This is a genomic window from Streptomyces sp. SID5643, assembly GCF_009872555.1.
GTDB classification, from domain to species: domain Bacteria; phylum Actinomycetota; class Actinomycetes; order Streptomycetales; family Streptomycetaceae; genus Streptomyces; species Streptomyces iakyrus.
The window spans coordinates 64514-80302 of sequence record NZ_WWIC01000124.1 but is presented as its reverse complement, the minus strand read 5'-3'; the positions used below and the strand labels follow the sequence as shown (position 1 = coordinate 80302).

Sequence of the window (15789 nt, the reverse complement as noted above, 5' to 3'; positions counted from 1 at the left end):
GACCCTCTTCGTATGCCGACCGCACCCGTCATCGAAGTCACCGACCTGCACAAGAGTTACGCCGGCCGCCGCGCCGTCGACGGTGTCTCCTTCACCGTCGAGGAAGGGGAGATCTTCGGCGTCCTCGGACCGAACGGCGCCGGGAAGACCACCACCGTCGAATGCGTCGAGGGGCTGCGTGTGCCCGACTCCGGCCGCGTCCGCGTGACCGGCCTCGACCCCGTCGCCGATCACGAGCGGGTCGCCCGGGTCCTGGGCGCCCAGCTCCAGGAGGGTCAGCTCCAGCCCAGACTCACCGTCAGGGAGGCCCTGGAGCTGTACGCCGCGTTCTACCCGGCCCCCGCCGACTGGCGCCCCTTGGCCGAACGGCTCGGTCTGGAGGAGAAGTTGTCCACCCGGTTCGCGAAGCTCTCCGGCGGCCAGAAGCAGCGCCTGTTCATCGCACTCGCCCTGATCGGCGACCCCAGGGTGGTCGTGCTCGACGAGCTCACCACCGGCCTCGACCCGCGCGCCCGCCGCGACACCTGGCAGCTCATCGAGGACGTCCGCGCCCGGGGCGTCACCGTGTTGCTCGTCACCCACTTCATGGAAGAGGCGCAGCGGCTGTGCGACCGCATCGCGGTGATCGACCGGGGACGGGTGGCCGCCCTGGACACGCCGGCCGGGCTGATCCGCCGCTCCGCGGGCGCCACCGTCATCAGCTTCACCCCGTCCCGGCCACTGGACGACCGTGAGCTGAACGACCTCCCCGCCCTGGCCGGAACGGAGAACAAGGACGGCCGGATCACGCTGTCCGGTACGGACGACACGGTCAACGCCGTGCTCTCCCTCCTCGCCCGCCACCACATCACCGCCCATCAGCTCCGCGTCACCGACGCCACGCTGGACGACGCGTTCCTGGACCTGACGGAGGCCTCCGCATGAGCACCGCCCTCATCAACCCCGCCGTGCTGCGCAGCGAGTTCCGGCTCTTCCGGCGCGAACCGGGCAGTCTCTTCTGGATCCTGCTCTTCCCCAGCCTGCTCCTGGGCATCCTCGGCTCCGTGCCGTCGTTCCGCGAGGCGCAGGACGGACTCGGCGGGCTGCGGACCGTCGACGTGTACGTGCCGGTGAGCGTCCTGATCGCCCTCATCATGGCCGGCGTGCAGGCGATGCCCCCGACCCTCACCGGCTACCGCGAGAACGGGATCCTGCGCCGGCTGTCCACCACCCCGGTCCGGCCCGCCTCCCTGCTGGCGGCACAGATGCTGGTGAACGGCCTGGCGGCCCTCGCCTCCGCGCTGCTCACGCTCACCGCCGGACGGCTCGTCTTCGACGTACGGCTGCCCGCGCAGCCCGCCGGATACCTGCTCGCGCTGCTCCTCGCCGTGCTCGCCGCGCTCTCCCTCGGCGCGGTCGTCTCGGCCCGGGCCCGGACGACGAAGATCGCCACCGCGATCGGGACCGCCGTGTTCTTCCCGGCGCTGTTCAGCGCCGGGGTGTGGGTGCCGGTGCAGGCCATGCCGGACATGCTGGCCCGCGTCGTCGAGTGCACCCCGTTCGGCGCCGCCGCCCGGGCCCTGGACGAGGCGGCCGCGGGCTCCTGGCCGGGCTGGTTCCACCTGGGCGTGCTCGCCGCGTGGACAGCGGTGCTCTCCGTGTCGGCCGCGCGCTGGTTCCGCTGGGAATGACCGGACCGGGGGCGGGGGCGGGACCGTGGCCGACACTGAGGGCATGACGGACGTGGCGGGGGTCGAGCGGCGCTGGGCGACGTACTTCCGCTGGGGGCCTTACGGGCTGCTCGCGGCCGGCGCGGTGCTCGCCCTGGCCTCGGTCGACGCGGTGGGCATGACGACGGGGGAGAGGTACACCGCCGTCGCCCTGACCGGTGCCGCGGTGCTCCTGCAGTTGTGGTGGGGAAAACGGTCCCGCGGCCGGCCCCTGGCCCCCTCGGTGCCGGGCGCCTGCTACTACTTCGCGCGCTGGGCAGTGGCCTTCGCCCTCAGCTGGTGCAACCCGTTCTTCGCGTTCTACGCCGCCGCCGGGTACGTCGGCCCCGACCGGCTGCTGCGCGGCCACGCACTCAAGGCCGGGCTGGTGGCCACCTCGGTGGTCATCGCGGGTTCCCAGGCGGGCGGCATGCCGCTGCACGGGCCGCTGGGCTGGGCGGTGTTCGGCGGGCTGCTCTGCGTCCACGTCACGCTGCTGGTCGTGTTCGGGCAACTGGCCGCGCGAGAGGAGGAACGCAGCCGTCTCCAGACCGCCACCATCGCCGAACTGGAGCGCACCAACGCGGCGTTGCAGCAGGCCCTCGACGAGAACGCCGCCCTGCACGCCCAGCTCCTGGTGCAGGCCAGGGAGGCCGGGGTCGCCGACGAGCGCCGACGGCTGGCCGCCGAGATCCACGACACCATCGCCCAGGGGCTGACCGGCATCATCGCCCAGCTCCAGGTGGTGGCGAACACCCCGGACGCGGACCTGGCCCGGGAGCACGCGGCCCGGGCGACGGACCTGGCCCGGCACAGCCTCGGTGAGGCCCGCCGCTCCGTCCACAACCTCGCCCCCGTCGCCCTCGCCCACGACGGCCTGCCCGAGGCCCTGGAGAAGACCGCGTCGGAATGGGGCGAACGCACGGGCGTGCACACGCGGTTCACCGTCACCGGCACGGTCGAGCAGCTCCACGACGAGGTCGCGGCCACCCTGCTGCGCATCGCCCAGGAGGCCCTGTCCAACACCGCCCGGCACGCACACGCCACCCGGGCCGGCGTCACCCTGTCCTTCATGGGCGACGAGGTCACCCTGGACATCCGCGACGACGGCCGCGGCTTCGACCGGACCGTCGTACGGGAGCGCACCAGTACCGGCGGTTTCGGCCTGCCCGGCATGCGGGCCCGCGCCGAGCGCATCGCGGGATCCCTCACCGTCGAGTCCGAACCCGGCCTCGGTACGGCGGTCTCCGCTCGCGTACCGTTGGTCCGCCATGACTGAGGACGCCACGACGGGGGACGCCCCGATCACCCTGCTGATCGTCGACGACCACCCCGTCGTCCGGGACGGACTGCGCGGCATGTTCGAGTCCGCGCCGGGCTTCCGCGTCCTGGGCGAGGCACCGAACGGCGTCGAGGCGGTCTCGCTCGCCGCGGGCCTCGACCCGGACGTGATCCTGATGGACCTGCGCATGCCGGGCGGCGGGGGAGTGGACGCCATCCGCGAACTGGGCCGCACCGGCGCCCGCGCCAAGGTCCTCGTCCTCACCACCTACGACACCGACTCGGACACCCTCCCCGCGATCGAGGCGGGTGCGACCGGCTACCTCCTCAAGGACGCCCCGCGCGAGGAGCTGTTCACGGCCGTCCGGGCGGCGTCGGAAGGCCGCACGGTCCTCTCCCCGGCGGTGGCCTCCCGCCTGGTCTCCGCGGTCCGTACCCCCAGGGCCCCCGGCAACGAGCCGCTCTCCGCCCGGGAACGCGAGGTCCTGGCGCTGGTGGCCAAGGGCACCTCCAACCGCGAGATCGCCCGCGAACTGTTCATCAGCGAGGCGACCGTGAAGACCCACCTCACGCACCTCTACGCCAAGCTCGGCGTCAAGGACCGCGCGGCGGCGGTGGCGGTGGCCTACGACCGGGGGATCCTCGGCTAGGGCCCGTCGTCCACACCAGGCCCCGGGTGCCACGCCGCCGGATGGCCCATCCCGCCGATTCGCGGCTTTTCACCCCTAATCTGCGCGATATGAATAAATGTCATATCGCGCCACTGGCATGCGCGGCGGCGCTGCTCGGCACGGGCCTCGGCGCCGCCGCGCCGACCGCCACACACACGGTCCATCTGGTGAGGCCGGGGGAGTCGATCCAGAAGGCGGTCGACTCCGCCCGGCCGGGCGACACCGTTCTGCTCGCCCACGGCACCCACCGCGGGAGCGTCAGCGTCAGCACGCCCGGACTCACCCTGCGCGGCATGGGCCGCGGCACGGTGCTCCGGCCGCAGGCGGACCCGGGCGCCGCGACCGCACCGGACGCCCGCCGGGCCGCCGACACCTGCGCCACGGCCGGCAACGGCATCTGCGTCGAGGGCACGCGGGACCACGGCGTCGACGGCGTCACCATCGCCTCCCTGACGGTGACCGGCTACCGCAAGACAGGCGTATACGCCCACGAGGCCGACGGGCTGACGGTGCAGAACGTCGACGCGGTCGGCAACGGGGTGTGGGGCATCGCCACGGAGCAGTCGGCCCGCGGGACCTTCCGCGGCAACACCGCCCGGGACAACGGCGACGCGGGCCTGTTCCTCGCCAACACGGTCACGGAGGAGCTCGGCGCCATGGACACCGGCGGGACGGTGGTCGAGCACAACCGGCTGCGGGGCAACCGGATCGGCCTCACCGTCCGCCGGCTGCGCAACCTGACCGTCTCGGACAACCACCTCACGGGCAACTGCGCGGGGCTGTTCGTCGTCGGCGACGAGAACAAGCCGAAGGCCGGCCTGGTGACCGTGCGCGAGAACCGCATCGAACGCAACAACAAGTCCTGCCCGAAGACCGCCCGGCTGGACGCCCTCCAGGGATCCGGCATCGTCCTGACGGGCACCGAGGACAACCTGATCACCCGCAACGTGATCAGGGACAACGTCGGCACGTCCCCGCTGTCGGGCGGCATCGTCGTGTTCAAGAGCTTCGTCGGCACGCCCAGCGAGCGCAACCGCGTCAGCGGCAACCTGCTCCAGGGCAACGCTCCGGCGGACCTGGTCAACACCGACCCGGGTCAGGGCAACACCTTCCAGGGCAACACCTGCCGGCTGTCCCAGCCCGCCGGCCTGTGCTGACCCCCCACCGTTGACGTGATCGAATCAGGAAGGCGGCACATGACGACCACCCAGCCCGCGCCTCCGCCGTCCATGCGGCTGCGGGAACTCGCCTTCGGGGCGGCATGCGCCGCCGCCCTGCGCGCGGCCGCCCGTCTGGGCGTCGCCGACGCCCTCGGCGACGAGCCCCTGGCCGTGGAGGACATCGCGGCCGCGGTGAAGACCGAACCCGGGCCGCTGCGACGGCTCCTGCGAGCCCTGTCCTGCCACGGCGTCTTCGCGGAACGCCCGGACGGGACGTTCGCGCACACCGACGTCTCCCGGCTGCTGCGCGAGGACGACCCCCACAGCCTGCGCGCCATCACCCTGTGGTGCACCGAGCCCTGGACCTGGGACGTCTGGCCGAAGCTGGACGAGGCGGTGCGCACCGGCCGGAACGTGGTGGAGGACCTGTACGGCAAGGAGTTCTTCCCCTACCTCAACGAGGACGCCCCGGAGTCCGCCGACGTCTTCAACCGCGCCATGACGACCTCCAGCGTGCAGTCGGCGCAGGACGTCGCCGCGTTCCTGGACCTCACGGGATGCACCTCGGTGGCCGACATCGGGGGCGGCCAGGGGCACGTCGTGGCGAGCCTGCTGGACAAGTACCCGGACCTGCGCGGGACGCTGCTCGACCTTCCCCGGGTGGTGGAGAACGCCGTCCCGAGACTGCGCACGGGCGGCGACCTCGCGGACCGCGCGCACATCGTGCCCGGCGACGTCCGGACGGCCGTCCCGGTGAAGGCCGACGTCTACGTCATCAAGAACATCCTGGAGTGGGACGACGAGAGCACCACCCGCACGTTGCACAACGTCCGCGAGGCCGGCGGCCCCGGGACGCGCGTGGTGGTCATCGAGAACCTCGTCGACGACTCGCCGTCGATGCGGTTCAGCACCGCGATGGACCTGCTGCTGCTCCTCAACGTCGGCGGGGCGAAGCACACCCGGCAGAGCATGGTGGACCGGCTCACCGAGGCCGGCCTGGTCATCGACGACATCAGTCCGGTCAATCCCTACCTGCACGCGTTCGACTGCCACATCCCCGGCTGATCCGGCCGCGTCCCGGGGAACCCGGCGATCCCGGCACTCCTTGATGCAGGCAGACGAACGGCCGCCGGGTCCGCGACGCTGCGGACCCGGCGGCCGTCGGGTGCCGGCACCGGTCAGCCGGCCGGGTCGCGCTCCCAGAGGTAGAAGCGCTGCGCCATGGCGTCCTTCGGCGAACGCCAGGTCGCGGGGTCGTACGCGCTGACGTACGCGGACAGGCGCTCGCTGACGTCCCGGAACTCGGGATGGCCGGTGATCTCGGCGATGGCCGGCCCGGGCTCGCGCTCGGCCTCGATCAGGTGCAGGTACACGTCGCCGAACTGGAAGAGGCTGCGCCGGGTCACACCGACGAGGTGCGGCAGCTCCCCCCGGTCGGACTCCTCGAACACCTTGGCGATGTCGGGCGCCGACCCCGGGGCCATGCGGGCGACGATCAGGGCTTGGTGCATGGGGCTGTTTCTCCGTCCGGCTCAGTCGGTCAGTCCGGCACTCGCACCGCGCTCCGCGGCGATCTTCTCGACACGGTCGCGGATCAGGGCCATCTGCACCTTGGAGTTCCGGTTGATGTTGTCCGTCATCCACGCGTCGTCGACCGGCGCGTCCGGCTTCATCGCGAAGTCCTGCGTCCACACCATCCGCGTGCCGGCCGGGACCTCCTCGTACCGCCAGTGGATGTCCATGTGGGCGAAGGGGCCCGTCTCGACCCGCCGGGCCTTGACGGTGAGCGTCTCGCGGTCCGGCTCGCGCTCGGAGACCCAGCTCCAGACGGTGCCGTTCTCGTCCGGGTGCATCGTCAGCCGGAAGGTCGTCTTGCGGCCCTCCCGGGAGAGGATCTCGACGGAGGCGTACTCGCTGAACAGCTGCGGCCAGTTCTCCAGGTCGTTGGTCACCTCCCAGACGACGTCGACCGGCGCGGCGATGGTGATCTCGTTCTGCGTGTGTCCGGCCATGTCACGCTCCTGCCAGGAGGGCACCGTTGACGAGGTCGAGGAACTGCCGGGGCGTCTTGGAGCGTTCGGCGTCCGTCGGCATGGGAGTGCCGTACCGGTTCTCCAGCTCGCCCACGATGCCCAGCAGGCCCAGCGAGTCGACGCCGAGGCTCTCGAAGGCCGTCCCGTCACGGCGCAGTTCCTCCGGGGTGACGGTGACACCGGTGCACTTCTTCATGAGTTCGGACAGCTCTTCCACACTGATGCGGTCAGTCATGCCTTTCCCTTCCTTGCCGTTCCAGGCGCCTCACGACGAGACGTCGGTGGCGCCGTGCCGCAGCACCAGCGCCGAGTTCGACCCCATGAGTCCACGGCTCAGCACCAGCGCCGTGCGTACCTCGGCGGTACGGGCCCGGCCCGTCACGAGGTCGAGGTCGTGGCAGATGTCGAAGACGTTGGGGGTGGGCGGGATCAGACCGTGCTCCATCGAGAGCACCGCCGCCGCGGCGTCCATCAGCGGCGCCGCGCAGTAGCCCCGGCCGATCCCGGTCTTCGGCGCTGTGACGGGCACCCGGGTGCCGTGGGACCCGAGAGCGTCCGCGATGGCCAGGGCCTCGGCCCGGTCCGCCTCCGGCACGCCGAGCGCGTCGGCGAACACCACGTCGATCTCCTCCGGGGCGCAGCCGGCCTCCGCCAGAGCGCCCCGGACGGCCTGGGCGAGTCCTTCCCGGGACTCCTCCCAGCGGGAGGCCCCCGTGAAGGTCGCCGCGTGCCCGGCCAGGTGGGCCCGCACGGGCGCGCCCCGCTCCCGGGCCGTGCTCTCCGCCTCCACCACGACCATGGCGCCACCCTCGGCGGGCACGAACCCGCAGGCCCCGGACGTGAACGGACGGTAGGCACGGGCCGGGTCGTCGACCGTGCTGAGTTCCGGATAGCCGAGCTGGCAGACCACCGAATAGGGCGCGATCGGCGCCTCCGTCGCCCCGGCCACGATGACGTCCGTGCCGCGCCGCACGGCCCGGGCCGCGTGGGCGAGGGCGTCCAGACCACCGGCCTCGTCGGCGGCGACGACCGAGCAGGGGCCCTTGAAGCCGCGGCGGATGGAGATCTGGCCGGTGCTGGCGGCGTAGAACCAGGCGATGGACTGGTACGGGCCGACGAAGCGGCTGCCCTTGCCCCACAGCTGCTGGAGCTCGCGCTGTCCGAACTCGCCGCCGCCGGATCCGGCCGCGGTGACCACACCCACGGAGAACGGCGCCTCGTCGGTCTCGGACCGGGGGAGCCGGGCGTCGTCCAGGGCGAGGTCGGCCGCGGCCATCGCGAAGTGCGTGAACCGGTCGGTCTGGACCAGGAAGCGCTCCTCGACGGCCGCCGCCGGGTCGAAGTCGCGCACCTGGCCCGCGACCCGCAGCGGCAGGTGCTCACAGCCCTCCCGGGTGACGCGGTCCAGGACGCTGATGCCCTCCTTGGTGGACTTCCAGAACGTCTCGGTACTGGATCCGTTCGGCGCGACCACACCGATGCCCGTGACGGCCGCGCGGGGGCGAGGTTCGCTCATCGTGACGTCTCCCTCGGCCGGTTCATGACCACAGCGGACTGGAAGCCGCCGAACCCGCTGCCCACCGAGAGCACGCTGTCGAGCTTGCGCTCGCGGGCCTCGCGGGGGACGTAGTCCAGGTCGCACTCGGGGTCGGGGGTCTCGTAGTTCGCGGTCGGCGGTACCACCTGGTGCGTCAGGGCCAGCACACAGGCGACGAGTTCGATCGCTCCGATGGCGCCCAGGGAATGGCCCACCATCGACTTGATCGAACTCATGGGCGTTTCGTAGGCGTGCGGCCCCAGGACCCGTTTGACCGCGGCGGTCTCGTGGCGGTCGTTCTGCTTGGTGCCCGAGCCGTGCGCGTTGACGTAGTCGATCGCGGTGGGGTCGAGCCGCGCGTGGTCGAGGGCGTCGTCGATGGCGCGGGCCATCTCCACGCCCTCGCTGGTGAGACCGGTCATATGGTAGGCGTTGCCGAAGGTGGCGTAGCCGCCCAGTTCGCAGTACACGCGCGCGCCGCGGGCCCTGGCGTGTTCGAGCTCCTCCAGGACGAGCACGGCGCCGCCCTCGCCCATGACGAATCCGTCGCGGTCGGCGTCGAAGGGACGCGAGGCGTGGGCCGGGTCGTCGTTGTTCGGGGAGGTCGCCTTGATCGCGTCGAAGCAGGCCATGGTGATCGGGGAGATCGGCGAGTCCGAGGCGCCGGCTATGCAGATGTCGGCCCGGCCCTCCTCCACGGTGTGGAAGGCGTAGCCGACCGCGTCGAGCCCCGAGGTGCAGCCCGTGGAGACGGTCTGCACCGGGCCGCGCGCCCCGAACCGCTCCGCCACCGTCGAGGCGAGTGCGCCGGGCGTGAACGCCCGGTGCAGGTCGGGGCCCGCTTCCCGGTGGTCCACGTCCCAGCGCTGCCCGCCGTGGCTGACCAGGACGTAGTCGTGCTCCAGCCGGGTGGTGCCGCCGACCGCGGTGCCGAGCGAGACGCCGACCCGCCAGGGGTCCTCCGCGGCGAGGTCGAGACCGGCGTCCCGTACCGCTTCGTCGCCCGCGACCATGGCGAACTGGATGTAACGGTCGCTCCGTTCCACGTCCCGAGGGTCCAGGCCGTGGGCAGCGGGGTCGAAGTCGCACTCGGCGGCGATCCGCGAGCGCAGACCGGACGGGTCGAAGAACGTGATGGCCCGGGTCGCGGTGCGCCCGGCCGCCAGGAGGTTCCAGAACGCCGGTACGCCTATGCCTCCGGGAGCGACGATACCTATGCCGGTGACCGCCACCCGCCTGGTCATGAGTGGACCTGACGTCGTGCGGCCGCCTCCGCTCCCACCACCGCGGACTCGGCGTCGGTCTCCTCGGTGTCGACGTGGCCCAGCGGCGGACTCGGCGCCAGGGGGCCGAGGTGGAAGACCAGCCGGGCCTCCTCCTCGCCGACGTTGCGGAAGCGGTGGCGCACGTTGACGGGGATCAGCAGCCCCTGCTCGGGACGGAGCGGGTGCGGCTCGCCGTCCAGGTCCACCTCGAGCTGCCCGCACACCACGTACACGAACTCCTCGGAGTACGGGTGGTAGTGCTCACCGATGCGGTCACCGGGCTCGATGAGCGCCACGCCCATGAATCCACTGGTGGCGCCCACCGCGGCCGGGGTGAGCATGGCACGCAGGTCACCGCCTCGGCGGCGGTTGGGCTCGACGTCGCTCAGGCTCACGATGTTGGGACGAGATGTGATCACGCGTTCCTCCATTGAGGTGCTGCGCCGACGCGGGAGGGGCGGCGTCGCCCCTCCCGCCGGATGGCGAATCAGGCGTCGGGCGACCGGCGGTCGGTGACGAGATCCATGCGCGCCCGTTCGAGCAGGCGGGCGAGGCTGCCGTCCTTCGACGGGGCCGCGTCCATGTCCGCGGCGTCGTCCAGGAGCGTCGTCAGCTCGGTCACCTGCGCCGAGTCGGACAGGCCGAGGAGGTGGCCGGGGTCGGCCTCCTCGATCGCGCCGTGCACGTCGATCAGCCGTACGACGACGTCGTCGCGCTGGAAGATCGTGCTGCGCAGGACCGGGCTGCGCGGGTCGTCGGCGGCCGCCTCGTCGCGATGGGCCAGGAGTTCGGCGAGCTGCATGCCGCGCTCCGGCCGCGCCGGGTAGTACAGGGCGTACCGCTCGCCCTGCGGCTCCTGCCGCCCCGCCGTCACGTGGTGGACGGCCGGCAGCGCGGCCCGGGTGAAGAAGACCCGGGCGGATTCGGGGTCACCCAGGTCCCGGTCCTGCTCCAGGTGGGGGTTGATGGCTTCCTCGACGGCCCGCACTTCGGGCTGCCGGGCGACGTGGCGCAGCGCGGCCAGCAGGTCGCCGCGCACCTCGACGGCCCGCACCACCCGGTTGCCGTGCATGAACAGGGAGGTGCGGCACAGCCGGGTGGTGTCGTCGACCTTCGGCTCGGGCGAGTCGTAGTCGGCGAGGATCTTGGCGACGATCTCCTCGCTGCCCGGTTTCACGGTGAACGTGAGCGCGTGCCGGATCACGCCGTCGCCGATCCGGGGGGCCGTCTGGAGGCGGCGCGCCGCCTGGTCGGCACCTTTCGCCGGTCCGCCGGTCTCGCGGACGACGTGGAAGCGCAACGACCGCGTGTCCCGCACGCAGCTGTGCAGCGGCTCCACCATCCGCACGTGCTCCTCGCTGTTGACCCAGGCGAGGAACGGCGGGGCGCTCTCCCACTCACTGGTGATGAGCCATTGGGAGGGGTTCTCGATCGACTGGCACAGCTGGTCGCTGACGTGCCCGGGGACGGACGCGACCTGGTTGCACAACTGTTCGTAGGCTTCCAGGAACTCCTGCTGGGCCCCGTCATGGACGTCGACCAGGAGGACGACGCGGAGCCGGGAACCGTCGAACACGGACTGGGAGACATGGTGCGAGGCCTGTCGCGCCCGCGAACCTGCCCCCCGTTCGGACGTGGTGGTCATCCTGCGCACATCTCCTTCGCGGCGGGGAACGTGAACGCCGGCCGCGGGGATGCGACGTCGGCGTTCCTCGATCCTGTGTCCGTCCCCGCACATCGCGCGACTCGGACGGCGTACGCGAGTGACCGGGGCGGGCGGCCGCCGGACGGGACGGGTCAGGACAACCGGGCCGTCCGCGGGGTCGGCGGCCTGCCGGCCGCGGTCCCCCCGTCCGGGTGATGAGGAGGTGGCAGTCCGCCCCTCACCACCCGTCGGGGCACTCGCCGGTTCGGGGCCCGCGGGGGGATTTCAGCCGACGGCCAGGACGGTCCTCAGGACCTGGCGCAGCGCGTCCTCGGCATCCGGGTCCGGACCCGGCGACCGCCATGCGACGAACCCGTCGGGCCGCACGAGCACGGCGCCCCCGGGCCCCGTACCGTGGCGCTCCGCCCAGTCGGCGGCGTCCTCCGGCACCAGGTCGGCCCGAGGTCCGGTGCCCACCCGGTACGACACGAGCGGGAGGGTCAGTTCGTCGGCGAGGCGGAGGGCGGCCTCGTGCCATCCGTTCGGCTCGGCGGCGTCACTGAGCAGCACCAGGGACCGCTCGTAGAGGTCGAGCGTCGACATCCGTTCGTCGCCGTGACGCACCCACAGGTGCGGGGCCCTGCTGCCGGGGGCGCCGGTCAGGTCGAGACCCTCGGGCACCACGGGGGCCGCGGGATCGGCGCCGACGACGGCGCCCTGCGGGTAGCGGTACCCGAGGGCCACGTTGAGGATCCCGCGCTGGGGACCGCCGCCCGCTCCGGCCGGCGCGGCGAATCCGGGGTGGCTGTGCTCGGCCGACCGGGCCGCGGCCCGCGCGCTGGTGGCCTCGGCCACGGGACGGCGCTCGGTGTCGTAGGTGTCCAGCAGGCGCTCCCCGGCCCAGCCGTCGAGCACCGCGGCCAGCTTCCAGGCGAGGTTGTGCGCGTCCTGGATGCCGGTGTTGGAACCGAAGGCCCCGGTGGGGGACATCTCGTGAGCCGAGTCACCGGCCAGGAACACCCGTCCGGACCGGTAGCTGCGGGCGACCCGCTGCGCGGCGTGCCACGGCGCCTTGCCGGTGATCTCCACGTCGAGGTCGGCGACCCCGACGGCCCGGCGGATGTGCTCGGTGCACCACTCGTCCGTGAACTCCTCCAGGGTCTGGCCGTGTTCGGGGTGCCAGGGGGCGTGGAAGACCCAGTTCTCGCGGTTGTCCACCGGCAGCAGGGCGCCGTCGGCCTCCGGGTTCGTCAGGTAGCAGACGATGAAGTGGCGCTCACCCACGACCTCGGCGAGGCGGCGGGAGCGGAAGGTGAGGCTGACGTTGTGGAACAGGTCGCCCGGCCCGCTCTGAGCGATACCGAGCTGCTCACGCACGGGGCTGCGCGGGCCGTCCGCGGCGACGAGGTAGTCCGCGCGGATGGTGGTGTGCTCACCCGTCTCGCGGCTCTTGACCACGGCGGTCACACCGGTCGTGCCGGCCTCGAACGACATCAGCTCGGTGGAGAAGCGCAGGTCCCCGCCGTGCCCTCGGGCGTGGTCGAGCAGCACCGGTTCGAGGTCGTTCTGGCTGCACAGGCACCAGGCGCTGGGGCTGAAGCGGGCCAGGCCGCCCCCGGGGTCGATGTCCCTGAACAGCCATTCGCCCGCGTCACCGGTCAGCGTGGGCGTCTGGAGGATGCCCTTGTTGACGGCCAGGGTGGCGGCCGCGTCCTGGATCGCCTTCTCGACGCCCGCCACCCGGAACAGTTCCATCGTGCGGACGTTGTTGCCCCGGCCCCGCGGATGGATGGAGGTGCCCGCGTGGCGCTCCACGAGCACGTGCGGCACGCCCAGCCGTCCCAGGAACAGCGAGGTCGACAGGCCGACCAGGGAGCCGCCGACGATGAGGACCGGGACGCTGATGGTGTGCGGACCCGTCTGTCCGCCTCGTTCGTTCGTCACTGTCGCCTCCAGCGCATCGATACCGCCGACCCGGCCGGATGCGGCGGAGATCCTCATGCATGCCCCGGGAAGGTGACAGTGGCTCAGGCTTCACCCGCCTGCTGCGTGCTGACCGTCCGCACCCGCCGGCCGCCCCGCCCGGGTCACCCCGCCACCCGCAGCAGCAGCACCGCCCGCGCCGGCATCGTGATCTCCGTCCCCGCCCGGTGCTCCACGCCCGGCGCCTCTCCCTGCTCCTCCCGGCTCGTGTCGACGACGACCTCGTACCGCTCGGCCCACGGCGGCCCCGGCAGGGTGAAGTCCACCGGCCCCTCACCCGCGTGCAGGACGGCCAGGAAGCTGTCGTCGAGGATCTGCTCCCCGCGCTCGTCGCGCCCCGGGATGTCCCGGCCGGACAGGTACATGCCCAGAGTGGCGGCGGGCGCGTACCAGTCCTGCTCCGTCATCTCCGTGCCCCGGGACGTGAACCAGGCCAGGTCGCGCAGCCCGTCCGCGGTCTGGGCCCGGCCGGAGAAGAACGCCCGGCGCCTGAGCACCGGGTGGCGGTGGCGCAGCGCGATCAGCCGGGAGGTCAGCGAGAACAGGGCCTGCCAGCCCGGATCCTCCAGCAGTCCCCAGTCCAGCCAGCTGATCTCGTTGTCCTGGCAGTAGGCGTTGTTGTTGCCGCGCTGGGTGCGGCCCAGTTCGTCGCCCGCGACCAGCATGGGCACGCCCGTCGACAGCAGCAGGGTGGTCAGCAGGTTCCGCAGCTGCCGGCGCCGGAGCGCCCGCACCTCCTCGTCGTCCGTCTCGCCCTCGGTGCCGCCGTTGAAGGCCCGGTTGTCGTCCGTGCCGTCGCGGTTGCCCTCGCCGTTGGCCTCGTTGTGCTTGCGCTCGTAGGACACCAGGTCCCGCAGGGTGAACCCGTCGTGCGCGGTGACGAAGTTGACGGACGCGTACGGCCTGCGCCCGCCCCAGGCGTACAGGTCGCTGGAGCCCGACAGCCGGTACCCCATCTCGCGGACGTCCGGCAGGGCGTGCCGCCAGAAGTCCCGGACGGCGTTGCGGTACCGGTCGTTCCACTCCGTCCACAGTGGCGGGAACGCTCCCACCTGGTAGCCGCCCGACCCCACGTCCCACGGCTCGGCGATCAGCTTCACCCGGCGCAGCACCGGGTCCTGGGCGATGACCGCGAGAAACGGGGAGAGCATGTCGACGTCGTGCATGGAGCGGGCCAGCGCCGCCGCCAGGTCGAAGCGGAAGCCGTCCACGCCCATCTCCGTGACCCAGTAGCGCAGCGAGTCGGTGATCAGACGCAGCACGTGCGGCTGGACCACGTGCAGGGTGTTGCCGCAGCCGGTGTAGTCGGCGTAGCGGCGGGCGTCGTCCTGGAGGCGGTAGTAGCCGCGGTTGTCGATGCCCTTCAGGGACAGTGTCGGGCCGAGCTCGCCCGCCTCGGCGGTGTGGTTGTAGACCACGTCGAGGACGACCTCGATCCCGGCGGCGTGCAGGGCGCGCACCATCCGCTTGAACTCGCCGACCTGCTGGCCCCGCGTCCCGGAGGCCGCGTAGGCCGCGTGCGGGGCGAAGTAACCGATGGAGTTGTAGCCCCAGTAGTTCCTCAGGCCCCGGCGCAGCAGGTGGTCCTCATGCGCGAACTGGTGCACCGGCAGCAGCTCCACCGCCGTCACACCCAGCTTCACCAGGTGCTCTATGGCCGCGGGGTGCGCGAGTCCGGCGTAGGTGCCGCGCAGCTCCTCGGGGATGCCCGGGTGGAGCTGCGTGAAGCCCTTGACGTGCAGCTCGTAGATCACGGAGTCCGCCCACGGGGTCTTCGGGCGGCGGTCGTCGGCCCAGTCGTCGTCATCGTGGACGACGACGCCCTTGGGGACGTGCGGCGCCGAGTCCCGGTCGTCGCGCACGGTGTCGGCGACATGCTGCTGCGGCCAGTCGCGGACGTGCCCGTAGACCTCCGGCGGCAGGCCGAAGTCCCCGTCCACGGCACGGGCGTAGGGGTCGAGCAGCAGCTTCGCCGGGTTCCAGCGGGCGCCCGTCCACGGGTCCCAGCGGCCGTGCACCCGGTAGCCGTAGCGCTGCCCGGGCAGCACACCGGGGACGAAGCCGTGCCAGATCTCGTGGGTCAGCTCGGCGAGGCGGACCCGCGACTCCCTGCCCGACTCGTCGAAGAGACACAGCTCGACCCCCTCGGCCCCGCCCGCCCACAACGCGAAGTTGGTGCCCGCCACTCCGTCCGGGCCGACCCGGAACCGGGCGCCCAGCGGTGTCGGCGCGCCCGGCCACGCGGGCACGGGGGGCGGCGGCGCGGCAGGCCGGGCCCCGTTCACGGCGGCGGCCTGGCGCCCGTTCCCGGTGGCCCGACGACCGGCCACCGCCTCCTGCTCGGCTGCGCTGGACACCTGTCAGCCTCCCGCGGCTCGTGGGACGACGGGGGACAGAGGGGTGCGGCCCTGTCTGCGGCCCGGGCCGCGGCTCCCCTGCGCGTCGTCCTCCCCACTGTTCTGCCCAGAGCGTGGCTCGCACTCACGTTTCCCCGGGGGCGGGCATGGTCGTTTCCGGGGACTCGGC

15 protein-coding genes are annotated in these 15789 nt (G+C 72.5%); 6 read left to right on the top strand and 9 right to left on the bottom strand.

The annotated features are described in order from the left end of the window. Positions 1 to 12 precede the first annotated feature (12 nt). The 6 genes from GTY56_RS15905 (at position 13) to GTY56_RS15880 (ending at position 5865) form a co-directional block, all read left to right on the top strand. On the top strand, positions 13 to 924 hold the full coding sequence (locus GTY56_RS15905) for an ABC transporter ATP-binding protein (RefSeq protein WP_161366030.1): 912 nt from the start codon (positions 13 to 15) through the stop codon (positions 922 to 924). After that, complete coding sequence (locus GTY56_RS15900; protein ID WP_202510239.1) at positions 921 to 1670, top strand: ABC transporter permease; 750 nt, start codon at positions 921 to 923, stop codon at positions 1668 to 1670. Before GTY56_RS15905 ends, GTY56_RS15900 begins: the two co-directional genes overlap by 4 nt. A 43-nt stretch (positions 1671 to 1713) precedes the next feature. After that, entirely contained in the window at positions 1714 to 2967 is a 1254-nt protein-coding gene (locus tag GTY56_RS15895) for a sensor histidine kinase (protein ID WP_161366029.1), read from the top strand. Beyond that, positions 2960 to 3619: a response regulator gene (locus GTY56_RS15890; RefSeq protein WP_161366028.1), complete on the top strand. Its 660-nt coding sequence runs from the start codon at positions 2960 to 2962 to the stop codon at positions 3617 to 3619. The genes GTY56_RS15895 and GTY56_RS15890 overlap by 8 nt, the downstream gene beginning before the upstream one ends. Positions 3620 to 3708: 89 nt before the next feature. Next, positions 3709 to 4797: a right-handed parallel beta-helix repeat-containing protein gene (locus tag GTY56_RS15885; protein ID WP_202510238.1), complete on the top strand. Its 1089-nt coding sequence runs from the start codon at positions 3709 to 3711 to the stop codon at positions 4795 to 4797. 39 nt (positions 4798 to 4836) lie between these two features. Further along, positions 4837 to 5865 carry a methyltransferase gene (locus GTY56_RS15880; RefSeq protein ID WP_161366027.1) on the top strand — a complete coding sequence of 343 codons (1029 nt, stop codon included), beginning with the start codon at positions 4837 to 4839 and terminating at the stop codon, positions 5863 to 5865. 113 nt (positions 5866 to 5978) lie between these two features. Here the strand turns inward: GTY56_RS15880 and GTY56_RS15875 are convergent, their stop codons facing one another. The 9 genes from GTY56_RS15875 to glgX form a co-directional block, all read right to left on the bottom strand. Then, complete coding sequence (locus tag GTY56_RS15875; protein WP_107459510.1) at positions 5979 to 6311, bottom strand: TcmI family type II polyketide cyclase; 333 nt, start codon at positions 6309 to 6311, stop codon at positions 5979 to 5981. Between the two features lie 21 nt (positions 6312 to 6332). Continuing rightward, the gene (locus GTY56_RS15870) at positions 6333 to 6812 is read right to left on the bottom strand and encodes an SRPBCC family protein (protein WP_161366026.1); all 480 of its coding nucleotides are present in this window, start codon (positions 6810 to 6812) and stop codon (positions 6333 to 6335) included. Between the two features lies 1 nt (position 6813). Next, positions 6814 to 7068 (bottom strand): acyl carrier protein, encoded by a 255-nt coding sequence (locus GTY56_RS15865; RefSeq protein ID WP_161366025.1) that lies wholly within the window; start codon positions 7066 to 7068, stop codon positions 6814 to 6816. Positions 7069 to 7098: 30 nt separating this feature from the next. Continuing rightward, positions 7099 to 8349 (bottom strand): ketosynthase chain-length factor, encoded by a 1251-nt coding sequence (locus GTY56_RS15860; protein WP_161366024.1) that lies wholly within the window; start codon positions 8347 to 8349, stop codon positions 7099 to 7101. Beyond that, positions 8346 to 9614, bottom strand: coding sequence for a beta-ketoacyl-[acyl-carrier-protein] synthase family protein (locus tag GTY56_RS15855; protein ID WP_161366023.1), 1269 nt, complete (start codon positions 9612 to 9614; stop codon positions 8346 to 8348). The genes GTY56_RS15860 and GTY56_RS15855 overlap by 4 nt, the downstream gene beginning before the upstream one ends. Further along, complete coding sequence (locus GTY56_RS15850; protein ID WP_359637248.1) at positions 9611 to 10054, bottom strand: cupin domain-containing protein; 444 nt, start codon at positions 10052 to 10054, stop codon at positions 9611 to 9613. Before GTY56_RS15850 ends, GTY56_RS15855 begins: the two co-directional genes overlap by 4 nt. A 68-nt stretch (positions 10055 to 10122) precedes the next feature. Beyond that, positions 10123 to 11280 (bottom strand): SchA/CurD-like domain-containing protein, encoded by a 1158-nt coding sequence (locus GTY56_RS15845; protein WP_161366022.1) that lies wholly within the window; start codon positions 11278 to 11280, stop codon positions 10123 to 10125. A 285-nt stretch (positions 11281 to 11565) separates the two neighbouring features. Continuing rightward, the gene (locus GTY56_RS15840; protein ID WP_161366020.1) at positions 11566 to 13281 is read right to left on the bottom strand and encodes an FAD-dependent oxidoreductase; all 1716 of its coding nucleotides are present in this window, start codon (positions 13279 to 13281) and stop codon (positions 11566 to 11568) included. Positions 13282 to 13367: 86 nt separating this feature from the next. Beyond that, the gene (gene glgX / locus GTY56_RS15835; RefSeq protein ID WP_161366018.1) at positions 13368 to 15620 is read right to left on the bottom strand and encodes a glycogen debranching protein GlgX; all 2253 of its coding nucleotides are present in this window, start codon (positions 15618 to 15620) and stop codon (positions 13368 to 13370) included. Positions 15621 to 15789 lie beyond the last annotated feature (169 nt).

Excerpts from the sequence above, each read along its gene's own strand:
- GTY56_RS15840 (WP_161366020.1), bottom strand. The coding sequence starts at position 13,281 with ATGAGGATCTCCGCCGCATCCGGCCGGGTCGGCGGTATCGATGCGCTG.
- GTY56_RS15865 (WP_161366025.1), bottom strand. The coding sequence starts at position 7,068 with ATGACTGACCGCATCAGTGTGGAAGAGCTGTCCGAACTCATGAAGAAG.
- GTY56_RS15855 (WP_161366023.1), bottom strand. The coding sequence starts at position 9,614 with ATGACCAGGCGGGTGGCGGTCACCGGCATAGGTATCGTCGCTCCCGGA.
- GTY56_RS15875 (WP_107459510.1), bottom strand. The coding sequence starts at position 6,311 with ATGCACCAAGCCCTGATCGTCGCCCGCATGGCCCCGGGGTCGGCGCCC.
- GTY56_RS15885 (WP_202510238.1), top strand. The coding sequence starts at position 3,709 with ATGAATAAATGTCATATCGCGCCACTGGCATGCGCGGCGGCGCTGCTC.
- GTY56_RS15895 (WP_161366029.1), top strand. The coding sequence starts at position 1,714 with ATGACGGACGTGGCGGGGGTCGAGCGGCGCTGGGCGACGTACTTCCGC.
- GTY56_RS15890 (WP_161366028.1), top strand. The coding sequence starts at position 2,960 with ATGACTGAGGACGCCACGACGGGGGACGCCCCGATCACCCTGCTGATC.
- GTY56_RS15900 (WP_202510239.1), top strand. The coding sequence starts at position 921 with ATGAGCACCGCCCTCATCAACCCCGCCGTGCTGCGCAGCGAGTTCCGG.
- GTY56_RS15870 (WP_161366026.1), bottom strand. The coding sequence starts at position 6,812 with ATGGCCGGACACACGCAGAACGAGATCACCATCGCCGCGCCGGTCGAC.
- GTY56_RS15905 (WP_161366030.1), top strand. The coding sequence starts at position 13 with ATGCCGACCGCACCCGTCATCGAAGTCACCGACCTGCACAAGAGTTAC.
- GTY56_RS15845 (WP_161366022.1), bottom strand. The coding sequence starts at position 11,280 with ATGACCACCACGTCCGAACGGGGGGCAGGTTCGCGGGCGCGACAGGCC.
- GTY56_RS15860 (WP_161366024.1), bottom strand. The coding sequence starts at position 8,349 with ATGAGCGAACCTCGCCCCCGCGCGGCCGTCACGGGCATCGGTGTGGTC.
- GTY56_RS15880 (WP_161366027.1), top strand. The coding sequence starts at position 4,837 with ATGACGACCACCCAGCCCGCGCCTCCGCCGTCCATGCGGCTGCGGGAA.